General features: G+C 61.8%; 15 protein-coding genes. 5 read left to right on the forward strand and 10 right to left on the reverse strand.

Features of this window, described 5'->3' with window-relative positions; translation table 11 throughout:
* Positions 1-2: 2 nt before the first annotated feature.
* On the reverse strand, positions 3-1,472 hold the full coding sequence (locus ABIN98_RS05085) for an ATP-binding protein (RefSeq protein WP_346907980.1): 1,470 nt from the start codon (positions 1,470-1,472) through the stop codon (positions 3-5).
* Between the two features lie 244 nt (positions 1,473-1,716).
* Between ABIN98_RS05085 and ABIN98_RS05090 the strand changes: the two genes are divergently transcribed.
* Together ABIN98_RS05090 and ABIN98_RS05095 are read left to right on the forward strand one after the other, a co-directional pair.
* Positions 1,717-2,370 (forward strand): cupin domain-containing protein, encoded by a 654-nt coding sequence (locus ABIN98_RS05090; protein ID WP_346907982.1) that lies wholly within the window; start codon positions 1,717-1,719, stop codon positions 2,368-2,370.
* Between the two features lie 133 nt (positions 2,371-2,503).
* Positions 2,504-3,070, forward strand: a complete 567-nt coding sequence (locus ABIN98_RS05095) for a rhodanese-like domain-containing protein (RefSeq protein ID WP_346907984.1) — start codon at positions 2,504-2,506, stop codon at positions 3,068-3,070.
* 125 nt (positions 3,071-3,195) lie between these two features.
* Here ABIN98_RS05095 and ABIN98_RS05100 read toward each other — a convergent pair whose 3' ends face one another.
* The 7 genes from ABIN98_RS05100 to ABIN98_RS05130 all read right to left on the reverse strand — a co-directional run bounded on the left by ABIN98_RS05100 (position 3,196) and on the right by ABIN98_RS05130 (position 11,096).
* A complete protein-coding gene (locus tag ABIN98_RS05100) occupies positions 3,196-3,930 on the reverse strand; it encodes an SH3 domain-containing protein (protein WP_346907986.1) in 735 nt (244 codons plus the stop codon).
* 195 nt (positions 3,931-4,125) lie between these two features.
* Positions 4,126-4,797 carry a discoidin domain-containing protein gene (locus ABIN98_RS05105; protein ID WP_346907988.1) on the reverse strand — a complete coding sequence of 224 codons (672 nt, stop codon included), beginning with the start codon at positions 4,795-4,797 and terminating at the stop codon, positions 4,126-4,128.
* Positions 4,798-4,820: 23 nt separating this feature from the next.
* Complete coding sequence (locus ABIN98_RS05110) at positions 4,821-6,398, reverse strand: hypothetical protein (protein ID WP_346907990.1); 1,578 nt, start codon at positions 6,396-6,398, stop codon at positions 4,821-4,823.
* 209 nt (positions 6,399-6,607) lie between these two features.
* Complete coding sequence (locus ABIN98_RS05115; RefSeq protein WP_346907991.1) at positions 6,608-7,606, reverse strand: HupE/UreJ family protein; 999 nt, start codon at positions 7,604-7,606, stop codon at positions 6,608-6,610.
* Positions 7,603-8,439 (reverse strand): peptidylprolyl isomerase, encoded by an 837-nt coding sequence (locus tag ABIN98_RS05120; protein WP_346907993.1) that lies wholly within the window; start codon positions 8,437-8,439, stop codon positions 7,603-7,605. The genes ABIN98_RS05115 and ABIN98_RS05120 overlap by 4 nt, the downstream gene beginning before the upstream one ends.
* 235 nt (positions 8,440-8,674) lie before the next feature.
* Positions 8,675-10,618 carry a DUF3604 domain-containing protein gene (locus ABIN98_RS05125; RefSeq protein ID WP_346907995.1) on the reverse strand — a complete coding sequence of 648 codons (1,944 nt, stop codon included), beginning with the start codon at positions 10,616-10,618 and terminating at the stop codon, positions 8,675-8,677.
* A 319-nt stretch (positions 10,619-10,937) separates the two neighbouring features.
* Positions 10,938-11,096, reverse strand: a complete 159-nt coding sequence (locus ABIN98_RS05130) for a hypothetical protein (protein ID WP_346907997.1) — start codon at positions 11,094-11,096, stop codon at positions 10,938-10,940.
* A 59-nt stretch (positions 11,097-11,155) separates the two neighbouring features.
* Between ABIN98_RS05130 and ABIN98_RS05135 the strand changes: the two genes are divergently transcribed.
* The 3 genes from ABIN98_RS05135 to ABIN98_RS05145 all read left to right on the forward strand — a co-directional run bounded on the left by ABIN98_RS05135 (position 11,156) and on the right by ABIN98_RS05145 (position 13,347).
* The gene (locus ABIN98_RS05135) at positions 11,156-12,355 is read left to right on the forward strand and encodes an MFS transporter (RefSeq protein ID WP_346907998.1); all 1,200 of its coding nucleotides are present in this window, start codon (positions 11,156-11,158) and stop codon (positions 12,353-12,355) included.
* A gap of 84 nt (positions 12,356-12,439) precedes the next feature.
* Positions 12,440-12,817, forward strand: a complete 378-nt coding sequence (locus tag ABIN98_RS05140) for a metalloregulator ArsR/SmtB family transcription factor (RefSeq protein ID WP_346908000.1) — start codon at positions 12,440-12,442, stop codon at positions 12,815-12,817.
* Positions 12,814-13,347, forward strand: coding sequence for an SRPBCC family protein (locus ABIN98_RS05145; RefSeq protein ID WP_346908002.1), 534 nt, complete (start codon positions 12,814-12,816; stop codon positions 13,345-13,347). The genes ABIN98_RS05140 and ABIN98_RS05145 overlap by 4 nt, the downstream gene beginning before the upstream one ends.
* A 91-nt stretch (positions 13,348-13,438) precedes the next feature.
* On the opposite strand, the gene ABIN98_RS05150 is transcribed toward ABIN98_RS05145, so the two are convergent.
* Positions 13,439-14,599 carry a DUF2778 domain-containing protein gene (locus tag ABIN98_RS05150; RefSeq protein ID WP_346908004.1) on the reverse strand — a complete coding sequence of 387 codons (1,161 nt, stop codon included), beginning with the start codon at positions 14,597-14,599 and terminating at the stop codon, positions 13,439-13,441.
* A 453-nt stretch (positions 14,600-15,052) separates the two neighbouring features.
* A complete protein-coding gene (locus ABIN98_RS05155) occupies positions 15,053-16,561 on the reverse strand; it encodes a malonyl-CoA synthase (RefSeq protein ID WP_346908005.1) in 1,509 nt (502 codons plus the stop codon).
* Positions 16,562-16,563: the final 2 nt, after the last annotated feature.

Consider the following 16,563-nt stretch of genomic DNA (forward strand, 5'->3'; position numbering starts at 1 on the left):
GCTCAGGCAGCGGCCTCGTCGCCCGGCGCCGTCTGCCAACCGAGATCCGTCAGGGTGACGATGCGGTTGCCTCTGAGGTCTGTCGCACAGAGGATGAAGCCGCGCTCTTCCATATGGCTCAGCAGCCAGCGTGCCCGGCCTGGAGAGCGGGTGCCGTAGGCGGTTGCGATCTCGATGTTGCCTGGACACGGCGCCTTGGCGTTGGCCGCCTTGGCGAGCAGCAGGTAGACCCCGCGCATGTCTTCGGGAAGTTCGGCGGCGACCAGTTCCGCCTGGGCCCAGGCGCTGTCGTCCACCTCGCCCTTGTCCACGCCGGCGCGCGCGACGGAGAGCTTTTCACGGAACACCTGAAGGTCAGGGATACCGCCCGGCAGCTTGGCGATCCGGCAGCGGACCTGGAAATCCTGGTAAAGGGTCGCGATCGGCTGGAAGGCCGCCTCCGGCTCCGACAGGATTTGGCCGATGATCTCGGCAATCCCCTCCTCACGCGCGCCGTAGTCGAGCAGATTTTCCGCCGGTGCGCCTTCATTGGCCCGCTCGGCGCCCGTCAGCTGATCGAGCACGTCGGAAGTCGTGGCGACCGGCTCGGGCTGGCGCACGCGCACCGGCACCGCCTCGCCGGGAGACGGGGTGAAGATCAGGTCCTTGGCATCTTCGGCCGGCTGCTCGGGCAGCGGCATCAGTTTCGGGCTACCACCACGGCCGGCGGTCTCCACCGGGCCGATCTTCACCGGAATGGGCCGGCGCGACAGGGCCGGACCGAGGGCGACGAAGTGGCCGCGGTCGAGATTGCGGAAGGTCTCAGCCTGGCGCCGTTCCATGCCGAGCAGATCGGCGGCGCGCGCCATGTCGATGTCGAGAAAGGTCCGGCCCATCAGGAAGTTGGAGGCTTCCGCCGCCACGTTCTTGGCAAGCTTGGCCAGACGCTGGGTGGCGATGATGCCGGCCAGCCCGCGCTTTCGGCCGCGGCACATGAGGTTGGTCATGGCACCGAGCGAACGGCGGCGGGCTTCCTCGGAGACTTCACCGGCGGCGGCGGGCGCGAACAGCTGCGCCTCGTCCACCACCACCAGCATCGGGTACCAGAGGTCCCGGTCCGCATCGAACAGTCCGTCCAGGAAGGTGGCGGCCGCCTTCATCTGGCGGTCGGCGTCGAGCCCTTCCAGGTTGAGGATGACCGATACCCTGTGCGCCCGCACCCGGCCGGCAATCATCTGCAGGTCTTTCTCGGTTCCGACCGCATCGACGACCACGTGACCGTATTTGTCGGCCAGCGAAACGAAGTCGCCTTCCGGATCGATGATCGCCTGTTGCACCCATTCCGCCGACTGTTCCAGCAGACGTCGCAGCAGGTGCGACTTGCCCGAGCCGGAATTGCCCTGAACCAGCAGGCGCGTTGCCAGCAATTCCTCAAGATCCATGCCGGCCTGCTGGCCGTTGGTCATTTCCCCGATATCGATGCTAACTGTCATACGTCTTCCTGGCGTCGAGCCACTTCTCCGGCCTGACGGCGCTCAAATCGCAAGAACTCCGGAACTCTTTTTCAGATGCAGTCAGAAATCTGCATGATTCCCGGCGCAGTGCAAAACCGCAGGTGCGTCAGGCAGCCGATTTCCCCAATCCTCGCCAACAAGTCAACAGCTTCGTGACCCATCCGGACTTTTCCCCGAAATCCGTAGGCCCTATTTCTGATCTATAACAGGAAGGGAGAAAGATATGCAGATCCATGCAGATCTGACCAAGCGCGCAACGGTGGACAGCAATTCACTGGATTGGGTCCCCTCCCCCATGGCCGGCGTCGAGCGCCGCATGCTGGAGCGCGACGGCGCAGAGGTCGCCCGGGCCACCTCGCTGGTGCGCTATGCGCCGGGCTCGGCCTTTTCCGCCCATACCCATGCGCTCGGAGAGGAATTCCTGGTACTCGACGGGGTCTTTTCCGACGAGACCGGCGATTTCGCCGAGGGCATGTATGTGCGCAATCCTCCCGGCTCCCGCCACGTGCCTTCCAGTGCGCCGGGCGCCACGATCCTGGTCAAGCTGCGCCAGATGGATCCGGAGGACGGTGCCTTTGTTCGCATCGACACCCATGACGAAACCGCCTGGCAGCCAGGTCGTAGGGGCGAACGGCTTCTGCCGCTTTTTTCCAACACCCATGAGGAGGTCGTGATGCTCGACTGGGAGAAAGGGGCTGCCTTCGAGACCGTTTCCCTGCCCGGCGGCGCGGAGTATTTCGTCCTTTCGGGCAGTTTTACCGACGAAAACGGCACCTATGGGGAAGGCTGCTGGCTGCGGCTGCCGGCCGGTTCCACGCAGACGATTACCAGCAAGACCGACGCCCGGGTCTATCGGAAGACGGGTCATCTCGCGTGAGCTATCCCCCTCTTGCATGACATCCGTATCTTGCCGAACTTGCCCGCCTATATCATATTCAATGATATGAATTTTTGAATTCGATAAACGCGACCCGGAGCAATATCAACTCCGGGCGCAAAGGGAGGATTTCATGCGTACTGGACTAATCGGACTACTGGCTCTGGGCCTGACCTTTGCAGTACCGGCGGCTGCGGCCGACGGCGACCTGAAAATCACCGGCGACGAGACGGTCGTCACCATCGAGACCGATGACGGTGCGGTCGACATCACCCGCCAGAAGACGGAAGCCGCCCTGATCGGCGGTGTCCTGCAGCCGATGGTCCCGGTTCCCGGCGTCACACCGGTCGGCGAGCTGGAGGTGCTCGACGCGCTGAAGACGAAAAGCGCCAAGGTGGTCGATATGCGCACGCTGGAATGGCGTACCAAGTCCACCATTCCCGGCAGCATTCACATCCCTTACACGGAAGTCGCCATGCGGCTGAACGAACTGGGCTGCACCGGCGGCCAGGGGTCCTGGGACTGCTCCAATGCCGACAACATGATCGCCTTCTGCAATGGTCCGGCCTGCCCGCAGAGCCCGACCGCGATCAAGGCCATGGCCCGTGAAGGCTATCCGGTGGAGAAGATTTTCTACTACCGGGGCGGCATGCAGGACTGGGCCGTGCTGGGGCTCACCGTAGCGGAAGACATGTTCTGAGCCTCTGGTTCAAATAAAGAAATCGTAGACTCCGCGTACCGGCCGGCGCTTGCGAGAGCGCGGGCCGGTATCGGAAGATCGGTCAGGTCTGACCGTGCTGTGGCAGTTCAGGTTCTAATCCCGTCTCAACGGTTGCGGAAGCCGCCACCCGATTTGCCGAACGCGCCTCCGCTCAGCCGCTTGCCGCCGCCGAAGCCGCCGTTCGAAACCGCCTTGGGCCGAGGATTCGAGCCTGAAATGACAGGCCGCTTTCCGGCTCCGGGCTTGTTGCCGGTGGCAAAATGTCCGCATTTGTTGGGACCGCACACCACCGCGCCAACGCCTTTGCCCCCGTTCGGGCCTTTGACGCCGACAACACCGATCCCGTTGCCGTTCGGGCCCTTCACACCGGCCGCTCCGAAGGCACCGCCGTTGGGACCCTTCCCGCCCGCAACACCATAGGCGCCCTTCGGACCGCTGTGTCCGGCATGAAAGGTATTCCACTGCTTGTACCAGGGCTGGCCGGCATAATGGGTGTGCCAGTAGGCCGGACCGTAGGCGACAACCACGATCCCGGCGGCCGGCGCAACCCAGGGGCGCACCACCGTGTACCCGCCGTTATAGGCAATGGTGATGTAGCTGGCCGAGACCCAGCCACGATCCGCACCCCAGCTGACATCGCACCAGGTCGTGCCCTCGTTGCAGCCGTGAAGCGTGACACCCGCATAGGCCGGCAGTGTCGTGACGATGGGATAGGACGTGGCCGGGCCCGCCCTCATGTTCAGGGCCGTGACCGTTTCGGCGACCGTTGTCGCGTTTGCCGACGACACACCGGCCATTCCGATCAACGGCAGCGCCGTGATCGCTGCGGCTAAGACCATCCGCATTTTCAAGAAGACAGGTTTCATAAGTTTCTCTCTTTCCGTCTGTTTGACTGTGCCGCGTCCTGAAAAGGGAAGCGCACCAGAACGGAATAGAAGAAATCACCGCCGGAGACCTGTGACGGGCGGCACAGCGAAGGAAGGGCGAATACACGCCGCAACCTCCCAGGCTTTCGAAATCCGGCTTCGGTCTTTCTAGAAACGGTCCAGGGACGGAAGCTCCGGAAGTTCTTCCAGGTCGCCGTTGCCTGCGTCCGGCTGCGCGACGGGTGCCGGTGTTTCCGGCTGAGCGAACTGCTCTCGCTGCAGCAGGAGTTCCTCGTACTCGAAGTCGGGAAGGATGTCGCCGATACAGGTGTCGGCATATTTCCGGCCAGGATAGACATCCAGGATCGTCATGCGGACCTGCCCGTAGACCGCCGGTCCGGGCAACATCAAATAGTGGTCGGACGGGCTGTCGGGCAGAACCTCCTGGAACCGCACCCCGGTATCGGTGGCGATTTCAACCGTACGCGGACGGGAATTGTCGAGGTAGGCCGCCTGCGATTTTCCGTATCCGTTGCGAACGATCACCCGGCGGAACGGGGCGCCGCCCTGAATGGTAACGGTCACGCTCTCGCCCGTACCGTCGCCGCGAACGCCTTCGCACCAGGCCGTCGCGGGATCGCCGTCGAAAAGATTGTCCGGCGTATAGCTGTTCCGGCCTTGCCCGCGCAAAACAGAAGTGACGCAGTAGCGCATACCGTCGACGAATTGGGTCGTGCCAAGCGTTGCGCAGACCTCCGCCGCAAAGGCACAGCCCGTCCCCAACATGACCGGCAGGCTGAATGCTGCAAAGACCAGAATTCCCGCGCGTTTCCGTTTCATGCCCAATCTTTCCCTGCCTGCTGTCACTTCTTCACCGGATAAACGTCCAGCCAGAACTTCCTTTTATCGAACTCGTAGGTCGTGAACCCTTTACGCTGGATTCTATTGGTCAGCGTGTCCCGGTCGGTTTCCTTGCACTCGACAAAGCGGTTGCCTTCACGTTTGCAATGGTAGTTGACCAATTCGGATCCGGTCAGAATGCTGAAACTGCCTTGATAGTCGCAGATGTACTTTCCCTTGATGTAGATGGTGGTCTGGCCGCCACCCAAGGGGGAATAGCCCGCCGCCGTATGCGTTGGCTTTACGGACGGATCCAGGCAGGGATGCGCGCCGCCTGCCGGTTGGTAACGGCCCGGCATATTGCTGCTGGTTTTCGGCGGGCTTGCGCCTTTCTTTTTTGCCGCCTTCAGAAATGCCTCCGCCCTCTCTATCCGCGTGCTGACCTCATGCAGAGCGGCAGTCGCAACGTCGCGTGCCCGTTGGCAGTTGGTTTCCTTGCGCACCCTCGTAAACAGCTCATGCGCCCGTTTGAACGTCCGAAGTGCCTCCTGATCCCGGTTAGCCTTCAAGAGCTGGTTGCCGCGTTTGTAGAGGTCGTAGCCCTCATCGTAGCTCTTGCGCAGGCGCTCCTCCCAGGACCGGGCGTCCTCATAGCGTTTGCGGATGTCCGCATAGTCCGGGTCCTGTTTGCTGACCTTGGCCAGCGCCTCCCTGGCAGCAGTAAAATCACAGGCCTTGATGGCGTCGACCACCTTCCGCACGGCATCGCCCGCCCGTGTCTTGTCCAGATTGGACTTCACCAGCGCGATACCCTTGTCCAGCGCGGAGGCCGTCTTCGGACAGGCCGTCTTCGCTCTGGCCTGCTCCAGCAGTTGCCGTGCCTGACGAAGCTTCGGCTGGGCGCCGGTGACATTGCCCCGATTGAAGGCGACCCGCGCTTCGCGCGACAGGCTACGCGCCTGTTCGAACAGGGCGCGAACCTCGTCCTCGCGCCGATCGGCCCTGTCATAGGCCGCCTGCATTTCCTTTTGCACCGCGCTGCCTTGTGGCAACTGGGCGATCAGGGCGCGCGCGTCCTTGCCTCGGCAGTCGGCAATCGCCTTCAGGATCTGCGATTTCAGTGACACGGCCTTCGGAAGGCAGGTTCCGTTCTGGCAAGTGCCATAATCGCAAGGCTTGTCCGTTCCCGGGCAACAGGGCTGGCCGTAATCGCCGCAGTCGAGACAAACGCTGCCACCGCCGCGCAGGGAACTGGCAACGCCATAGTAACAAAACGGCCCGTTCTCGTAGGCGCAAGCCGGCTCACCGATGTGACCGCAGTCGCTACCGCTGTCGCTGACACAGACGGAGCCACCGCGACCAGCCGGTGCCGGGCTGGCCGAAGGCGATGTGCAGACGGGTCGCCGGTCCGCGTCGAGACAAGCCGGTTGGCCGATCTGTCCACAGGCAACGCACATTCCCCGGTCGTTGCATATCCCCGTGAGACACCGGTCTTCGGACAGACAGCGCCCCCCGATCTCGCCCGGATCGATTGCTTGGGCCGAGACCGCTACCAGACCGGCCAAAAGGACCAATACGCTCACGAAAATCCGGTAATGCATGCCCCCTCCTCACTGCGCAATGCCTGGAGGGTATTAAAGCTTTCGAAAAACTGAAATGACCTGGGTCAAGAACGCTGACCTGGTCTTGTTCATTGAAGACAAGGCTGGTCCTGGACTGAAAAACAGCACTGGAACAGGCTGCTGAGCCCGCATACGCGGCATGCGAGGAGCCATTAAAGTCTCCTCGCAGCACGCGCCCCGCATTACGATCAAAACGCGGCTATGCGCTCGATGACCCAGAACGCCGCCACGCTGCCGATGCCGTAGCTCGCGACGCGCGACATCAGGACCGTGTGCAGTTTGATCCGCGGGTAAAGCAGCTTCACGGCTCCGCCGATTATCAGCACGGCCGCGATGAACAGGAGCTGGCCGAGTTCCACCCCGACATTGAAGGAGAACATGGCCAGGGGAATATCGCCGTCGGGCAGGCCGATCTCCCGCAGCGCTCCGGCAAAGCCCAGCCCGTGGACCAGGCCGAAACCGAAGGACACGAGCCAGGGAAAACGCAGGGTCAGCGAATCCCGGCGTTCGGGCGGCAGGGTCAGTTCATAGGCTAGGAAAACGATGGAAAGCGCGATGACGGCCTCGACGGGTGGCGAGGGAATTTTCAGCAGGCCGGTCGTGGCAGCCGCCAGCGTGATGCTATGGGCCAGTGTAAAGGCCGTGACCGTCCAAATCAGGCGCCGCCGGTCGGGCACGAGCAATAACAGGGCGAACACGAAGAGCAGGTGATCGACACCCTCCAGGATATGCGTGACGCCGAGACCGATGTAACTGCCGAGGATCTCCATCACACTGGCGTCGGCGGGTACCGTGAAGGCGGTCTCCGCAGCGGTCAGGCGCTTGACCTGTGTCCTCCCCGGTTGAAGTTCGAAGCGCACCAGCGTGTCCGTATTGGTCTGCTCAAGGCCTTCTATCCGGATCTCGCCGCCGGCAAGGCCGTCCGGACAGTCTGCAATCCAGCCCGTGGTCCAGCCCCGGCCATCGAAGTGCGGCGGCGGGGACGTCTCCTGCGAACAGGTCTGCGGCAGCCGAACTGCGAGCGGCATGGGCCGACCTCCGACGTCGGGCACACGCCAGGTCACGCGCCAGCGATCCGACCCGAGTGATGTCAGGTCCAGGTAGCCGGGATCAAGTGCATGGCCGAAGGAGGCCGACGGCAGAAAGGCTACGCAGATCATCGCCAACGCCAGAAGGATCCGCCTCATTGCGCCAGAACCTCCTCCGCGGTGGGCAAGGTAACGGTATAGCGTGCGAGCAGCGCGTCCTCGAATGCCGCGCGCATGTCCCGCGCCCTGCCCGAGCGCCACTCGGCTTCGACCCGGTCGCGGATCTCCGAAAGCGGCGGCAGACTGGCCTCGGTCCGCCCGCTCACCTGCACCAGATGCAGGCCGTAACTGCTCTTAACCGGTCCGCCCCACTGGCCTTCGGGAAGTTCAGCGAGGCTCTCGCCGAAACCGGCACCGAAAGTCCGGTCAATGGCCGGAACCGGCATCATTGGAACAGCGACCGGCAACAGGCTCGCCTTTCCGAGCGTCGCCGGGTCGGCTCCGTTCTCCAACTGGGCGCGTATCTCCGTCGTTTCCTCCGCCCGGTCCGGCGGCAGAAGCACCTGGGAGAAGGCCAGACGCGCGGGCTGGCGGAACGGTTCGGGATTTTCGTCAAGATAGGCCTGAAGGGTGGCATCGCCGGGCTGTTCGCCCGCAGCACCGGATTCCGCCAGAAACTGCATCTTCAGCATCAGCCGCTGCCGGATCACCGGGTCGTCCCGGTCCAGACCGAGCGCCAGCGCATCGCGTACGTAGGCCTCTTCCAGAGCCCAGGAGCGGATCAATCCGTTCACCTCCTCCTTTGACGGCGGGCGGCTCCAAGTCTTCGTGAACCGGGTGATGAGCCGTCCGGCCTCTTCCGGGTTCAGCGTGATCGCGTCAGGCGGGGGAGCCGGCACAGTGTCATCGAGCACCGCGTAGAGCGCGAAGATAAGACCTGCGAGCGCAAAGAAATGCAGAAGCGGCGACTTCAGGATGGTTCGGATGGACATGAGGACTTCATCGAACTCCGGGCAACGGCACACTGTGAACTGTCGAGTGAGGTTCGCGGAAAAGGCCCAAGATCCTCACCTTAAACGATGTCGTGAAGAAAGGTCATCAAAGAGCAACCGGCGGAGCGTGTTCCCTTCGGAAGGCATGTTTCGATCACCCCTAAAGACATGCCAAATCTTTCGAGAGAGGCTCACCAGTTTTCAGTTGCCTGCGGGATCAGTCTGACCATTTGCCTCACCCTTTGGGCGCGTACCAGATCGGCGAGGTATAGGCGCGTTCCTGGTGGATCGTTTGCGCTTGCTTGGGGATCTCGATGCCATAGCGGAAGGCATCGTAGACAACCCAGCGCGGTGTCGGGATTTCTATGACGCGCGCGTAGTAGAATGCACTCTGGCCGGGATCGAACTCCGGGTCGGTCCAGACCGTCCCCAGTTCCGAGGCGCCGATGGTGTTTGTCCAGTTGGCGTTCTTGATGTCGACCGTATTGCCGACCGACGGCAACTTACCGTTCGCGCCGGGCGTGCGGTCGCCGGACCATGTGACATCGTAGACCTTTTCGTGGGTTTTGCCCTCAGCATCCAGCCAGCCCTTGACGATCTGGATGCGGTCGAGATTGGCGCCGATCGGGTCGCGCAGGGCGTAGACCATGAAGGTCGGTGCGCCGTTACCGTCCCGTCCGGGAAGATCGCCCCCCATGGGCACTCCCTTTTCGTAGCCGCGGAACGCCGGCTGCCGGCTGTTCAGGTCCTGGTCGGTATAGTCCCAGCCACCGAAGAAACGCACCGCCATGCGCGGACCGGTGGTCGCGTAGACTTCCTTGCGCGCCAGGGCATCCCAGATCGCCTCGCGGGTGTTCTCCGTCGCCCAGACGCCGGTCCAGCCCGACGCGACGAGCTGGTCGCCCCGATACTCGCCCAGTTCGGTCTTGACGAACGGATGGGCCATGCGTTTCGGCGACGGTTCCGCGCTGGTGGCCTTGCCGAAGTAGTTGTCTTCCTCGGCGGTGCTGAGGGAGGTGTGGGAATCCGTCGAGCCAATGGAGCCGAACTTGTAGGGATTGGTGCCGAGCCTGGATTCCAGCAGGAGGCCGTTCTTCAGCGCCTCGCGCGCATATTCATACGGCAGCATGGCATCGGTCTTCTTCTCGGTCAGGTCGAGATTGCCGACATCCCAGGTTTCGTAGTCGGCGAATTCGTCGTTGGGCGAGAGCTTCGGATGGGTCTCGCCGTCGCCCTTGATCTGGGTCCACTCGTAGAGCGGTTCCCATTTGCTGCGCTTTTCCACGTAGGACTTGTCGATCTTGTGCCCGGTGTACTGGACATCGACCGGGAACATCAGCCCGTTTGAGAGATTGCCGTTATGGGCGATCGCGAGCGCTGCCCCGCCGGTCTTTGCCTCGTACTGCTCCAGCCATTTATAAAGGTCCAGCGGATCGGTGGACCCGATCGGAGGCTGGGTGATCATCGGCTCCACCTGCAAGGCCTTCTGGGCGCCGTCGCGCAGCAGAACATTGCGATGGAGATTGTTGCCCTTGACCAGCGAAGTCCATTCATAACCGATGATCGTCGTGAACCGGCCCGGATCGTTGTATTTTTCCGCTGCGTTAACGACCCGCTCCCAGACCGAGGCGTAGATTTTCGCGCCCGGCGAATAGTCATCCAGCAGTCCGTCCGGCAGTTTCTGCTGCGAGAATTTGGTGATCAGATCGACCGCCGCGTCGGCGGCTTTCTGGCCGCCGGCCTGCATGCCTTCGTACCAGAACTTTCCGTCCGGGTATTTGAGGATATTGGGTGCGCCCCTGGCGATGTCTTCCGCAAAGCCCATGGCATCCGAATGATCGGCGATCACCAGCCAGTCCAGCGGCCGCGAAAGTTTCGCAGGCTGGTTCGTCGACGCGGTGACCTCTTCGCCGCGTGCAAAACGATAGGCCTCCTCGAGGCCCAGCGTGTTGCCGAAGAGCCCGGCGTCGGCCGACAGGCGGGTATGCAGATGGGTGTCGCCCCAGAACACCTGGGACGGGAAGCTGCGCTGCGCATAGGGCGAATAGGCCTTCCCCGGATAAAGCCCGGAGAGGGATTCCTTGGACGGGATGATTTGCGCCGTCGCTGGGCTGGCGACACAAAGGGAGGCAATCAGGGATGCGATGATCGTAGGTGCGAAGTTGCGTCTATTCGTCATTTCGATGCGTCTCCTCTGAATGCCCCTTTCACTTCGGCCCTACGGCAGGTGATGCGGGGCGTGTAAGCGCTATCCCTCTACGTCCGGATGTCCCGGGGCGGGGCTATCCCACCCGACAGAATGCAATCACGGGAACATAATGTGCCAAAACCCTATCACTGGCGGCAATACGCGTTTTCATCGACGCCTCCCGAATATTTCCCATCGATATCGATACATTCGAAATTGAATCTATTTTAGATAGCGCGATTAATAGCTATTAACGTAATATTTTTGCATAGATGCGACGCAAGTGTCGATAAGTATTAATTCGTTATTTTTATAATAAATCTTCATCCGCCATCATTCGCACGGTGAGCGGAATAATATAACTACCAGCATCACCCGATTGATGCGTGCGACAGACGGCAATGGTAGCAAAGGAAGTCTCCCGTTTCCAAGCTGCACTCGCTGGCGGCAAGGCGATGGAGGTGTCCATCCACACCTGCTAATCTGCCTGTCCGGCCTCGTGTCAGCGGGCGCTCGATGGAGATTTTCGTGACAACCGCCACAACGACCGCCGACCAACCATCAGCCCCAACGACGGCTTTTGCGATCATCGCCGCGCTCAGCTTCTGCCACATGCTGAACGACATGATGCAATCGCTGCTGGCCGGGATTTATCCGATCCTGAAGGACGGCTATGCGCTCGATTTCGGACAGATCGGCCTGATGACACTCACGTTCCAGGTCACCGCATCCCTGCTGCAGCCGCTGATCGGGATCTATACCGACAAGCGCCCGCAACCCTATTCCCTGACCGTGGGCATGGGTTCGACCTTTGCCGGGCTGATCCTACTTGCCAATGCCCATCGGTTTGAACTGATGCTGATCGCCTGTGCGCTGATCGGCCTGGGCTCGGCTGTGTTTCACCCCGAATCCTCGCGCATTGCCCGCATGGCCTCGGGCGGGCGGCATGGTCTTGCCCAGTCGCTGTTCCAGGTCGGCGGCAATTTCGGTACGGCACTCGGGCCATTGCTCGCCGCCTTCATCGTCCTGCCCCACGGCCAGAAAAGCGTTGCCTGGTTCTCAGCCGCAGCCCTTTTGGCCATGCTCGTGCTGTGGCAGGTCGGCAGCTGGTACGCGGGAAAGAGAAGGTCCACAGCGAGACATGCGATCGCCCATGCCCGCCCGGATCTGCCCCGGTCACGGATCATCCTGGCAATTGCCATTCTCGGAATGTTGGTCTTTTCCAAATACATCTACATGACCAGCCTGACGAACTACTACACGTTCTACCTGATGCATAAATTCGACGTCAGCATCCGCGAGTCCCAGTTGCTCTTGTTCCTGTTTCTGGGAGCTGTCGCGGCCGGCACCGTCATAGGAGGCCCGGTCGGCGACCGGATCGGCCGCAAGGTGGTGATCTGGATTTCCATCCTCGGCGTGCTGCCGTTCACCCTGATGCTGCCCTATGCCAACCTGTTCTGGACGGGAGTGCTGAGCGTGATCATCGGCGTGGTGCTGGCCTCGGCCTTCTCGGCGATCATCGTCTTCGCCCAGGAACTGGTGCCGGGCAAGGTCGGGCTGATCGCGGGCCTGTTCTTCGGCTTTGCCTTCGGGATTGCAGGGCTCGGCGCTGCGGTCCTCGGCGAAGTCGCCGACGTGAAGGGGATCGACTATGTCTATCACCTGTGCGCCTTCCTGCCCTTTTTCGGCATTCTGACGGTGTTTCTGCCGAAGCTTGAGCGGGTGTAAGGCCACCAGGTTCCAATCGGATCGGCAGCGCCTCATTCAACCACTTGGTTGACTATTGATCGGCATGCCGATATATTCAACCACATGGTTGAATTAAATACATCCCAGCTCGACACTGTCTTTCACGCTCTCGGCGACGCCACACGGCGGCAGATGCTGCGTGACCTGACCCACGGCGAAAGAACCGTGAGCCAGCTTGCCGAACCTTTCGACATTTCGCTGGCGGCCGCCTCCAAACACATCAAGGCCCTGGAGAACGCGGGGCTGATCCGCCGCGAGGTGCGCGGCCGCACCCACTACTGCCGCCTCGACCCCGGACCGCTTGCCAGCGCCGACGAATGGCTCGGCTTCTACCGGCAGTTCTGGACCGGCCGTCTGGATGCGCTCGAACACATTCTCCGGCAAGGGGAGCCGGAAAAGACCCCGAACAGTGGGGACCCAAACAAAGGAGAGGACAAATGACCGATGTAGACACCGTCGATGCCTATGGCGTCCTGACCGAACCAGCCACCTTGAAGATCCAGCGCCGCTTACCCGGCCCTGTCGAGCGCATCTGGGCCTATCTCACCGAAAGCGATCAACGCCGCCAATGGCTTGCATCCGGCGAGATGGAGTTGAAGGTCGGCGCACCGTTCACCTTCACCTGGCGCAACGATGAGCTGAGCGAACCTCCAGGCAACCGACCCGAAGGCTTTTCCGAGGAACACAGCATGGAAAGCCGGATCACGGAGTTGCACGCGCCCTACAAGTTGTCCTTCGCCTGGGGAGACAGCGGCGAAGTTACCTTTGAGCTGGAACCTGAGGGCGACGAGGTGCTGCTGACGGTGATCCACCGGCGTATTTCCGACCGCGCCAACATGCTCATGGTCGGCGCCGGCTGGCACATGCATCTCGATATTCTGGTCGCCAAGGCCCGCGGCCGGAAACCGGATCCGTTCTGGGAGGGTTGGCTGCGACTGAAAGAGGAATATGACCGGCGTCTCCCGGCCTGAAGCGGTCTGGACAACGGGAGACTTGCTTTGTCCCCCGTGTCTCGAAAACCCATCCGACAGGCTGGCGGCACTTGTCCGCCAGCCGGAGCGATTACAGCGACGCCATATAGACCGGCAGTTCGCTCAGGTCCGGCACGACGATCATCTTCTTCACCTTGCCTTCCTTGAAGGCTTTCAGGAAGCGGGAATAGTTCTTGAAGGCAACGCAGCCATGGGATCCGTTGGTGCCGCGAACCAGCGACGTGTGGGCAAGCATGCCGTCACGGCCTTTCATTGCCGCCCGATCGGTCGGCAGCATGCGCACGGCCTCGACCCCGTGGTAGCGGCGTTCCCGCATGACGAGATTGTAGACATTCGGCGGCGTCGGACCCCGGTTTTTCCGATGAACGTAATCGGGATTGTCCTTCATATGTCCCAGACCCGAATGGGCTTCGAGCTTCTGGCCGTCAGGCATGTAGACCGTGGCGGACTTGATGTCATAGACCGCGATACCGCTGCCATGCCCGGGAAGCCCGCCCTTGGCGCTGCCACCGCTGAACACCTTGGACAGGCCGCTGAAGAGACCGCCCCGGCCGCTGTCGTCGGTGGTCGTGGGGTCTTCCGGCGCCGCATAGGCAAGTTGGGGATAGCTTTTACGTTCCTTGGCCTTCTCGGCAGCCTTGGACCGCGCCCACTCGGGCACTTCCGGTCGCTTGGAGGGCACCGGAGGCGCTTCGGACAGCGTTTCCGCAACCGCGACTTCGGTTTCGGCGATCACTTCGCCGGTTTCCGTCTCATTCGTGTCGGGTTCCAGCGCCGCGACCGTGATGGTTTCCTCAACTCCGGAACCGGCCTCGTTGCCGGTTTCCCGAGCGGCAATCAGCCTGCGCCGCAGCAGGCCCTTGGCCAGTTCGGCCACAAGAACTACCTTCGCCGCCGCCTCGTCCTTTTCCTGCTGCCGCTTGGCCAGAACCAGCGCGAGCGTTTCTTCGGACGAATAGGCACGCGGGCGAGACGGCTCGGAAGTCAGCTCCTGCCCGGTCGTCGTCAGGCGATCAACGGTTCCCGCCACAGCGCTGGCATGCGCCGGCGGAATGCTGCCGGTAATGATGTTGTCTGGCTTGTTCTCCGGCAAAGGAGGAACAAAGGCCTGGGTTTCCGGGTCCGAAAAGATCCGCGACAGGGTCTCTTCAATCGGCCCAACGGAAGATTGCGAAAGGGTTACGGATAGAACCAGAGCGGAAAGAGCGATGGCCCCGCCGAAAAATGCCACGCGTGTTGCGCGGACACCAGACTTCGTCGCTGCCTGACCCTGAGGTTCGGAAGGCTGTTTACTACGATACATATGCGCCCAAACGTTGCTTTACCCGCGGATTACGAACCGCGTGTTCGACAAATCGACACTTAAAGGCAGCAACCCTGCCCCTGCCTGTCGAGGTCCCCAGCAATCTCCGACTATGAAGAAACTTGGTAACCAAGACGTTTACGAAAACGATCGCAATCGAAGATTACGAAATCACCATGTTTGACCGAAGAACACCAAAAAACGGCCATTTTCGGGCATTCCGTCAAAGCCTCCGTTTTCAGACAGAGACTGGCGACAGAGAACGACCTGTCCGGACATAGGTAATTATCAGCCCGGATCCAGAGTTCTAAGCATTCATCCGGACCTTCGGAATGAGGCGTAGCGGCAGGTTAAGGTGCGGGTGGCGACGGCAGAAATCGCCTATCCGAAATCGCCTTTATAGGTGTCCCGCAAAACGTTTTTCTGGATCTTGCCCATGGTGTTGCGCGGAAGCGCCTCCACGATGTGGACTTCCTTGGGCTGCTTGAAGCGGGCGAGCTTGTCGGACAGGGCGGCGGTGATACCAGTGGCATCGAGATTGGCGCCCGGACGGGCGGCGACGACCGCGACCACGCCCTCGCCGAAATCCGGATGGGGCACGCCGATGACGGCGCTTTCGGCGACGCCCGGGATTTCGTCGAGCAGCGCCTCGACCTCGGCCGGATAGACGTTGAAACCTCCGGAAATGATCAGATCCTTGGACCGGCCGACGATGGAGACATAGCCGCGCTCATCGATCCGGCCCATGTCGCCGGTGACGAAAAAGCCGTCGGTGCGGAATTCTTCCGCAGTCTTTTCCGGCATGCGCCAGTAGCCCTGGAACACGTTCGGTCCCTTGACCTCGATCACACCGACCTCGCCCTGGGGCAGTTCCCTGCCCGTCGTCGGGTCGGAGATCCGCAACCCCACGCCCGGCAGCGGGAAGCCGACGGTCCCGGCCCGGCGCTCGCCGTCGTAAGGATTGGAGGTGTTCATATTGGTTTCGGTCATGCCGTAGCGCTCCAGGATCGCAAGACCCGTGCGCTCGCTGAACTCCTTGTGCACTTCGGCCGAAAGCGGCGCGGACCCGGAAATGAAGAGCCGCATGTGGGACACCAGTTCTTTCGTGAACGCCTGCGATCCCAGAAGGCGGATGTAGAACGTCGGCACGCCCATCATCGAAGTCGCCTTGGGCAAAAGCTTCAGGACCGTGTCCAGATCGAACTTCGGCAGGAACAGCATGGAGCCCCCGGCCAGAAGCAGGGTGTTGGTGGCGACAAACAGGCCGTGGGTATGGAAGATCGGCAAAGCATGCAGCAGGACATCGTCGCCGGTAAACTGCCAGTAGTTCACCAGCGTGCGCGCGTTGGACGCCAGGTTCTCATGGGACAGCATGGCGCCCTTTGAACGGCCCGTGGTGCCGGAGGTGTAAAGGATCGCGGCGAGATCGCTGTCCTCACGCGCCACATCCTCGAATTGTTCGGCGGCGCCGTCCGCGAGCGTGCGCAAGGTCCCCTCGCCGTTCGCATCGAGCGTCTGCAGGCTGGCGCCGACCTTCTTCGCCGTCGCCGCGAGCGCTTCGGCCTTCGCCGGATCGCAGACGAGAACGGCCGGTTCCGCGTCGGTGACGAAATAATCGATCTCGGCCGGCGTATAGGCGGTGTTCAGCGGCAGGAAGACACCGCCCGCGCGGACCGTCGCCAGGTAAAGCATCAAGGCTTCCGCCGTCTTTTCCACCTGCACCGCGACCCGGTCGCCTGGCGCGACACCGATATCGGTCAACGCATTGGCATAACGCGCCGACAGGGTCAGCACATCTCCGTAGGTGATCTGACGCCCGTCATGGGTTTCCAGAAAAACCTTGCCGGTGTCCGGCATGTTGGCGCGGATTTCGGAAAAGAGATGGTTCATGG

Origin of the sequence: uncultured Roseibium sp., assembly GCF_963675095.2 — a bacterium.
Lineage (GTDB): Bacteria > Pseudomonadota > Alphaproteobacteria > Rhizobiales > Stappiaceae > Roseibium.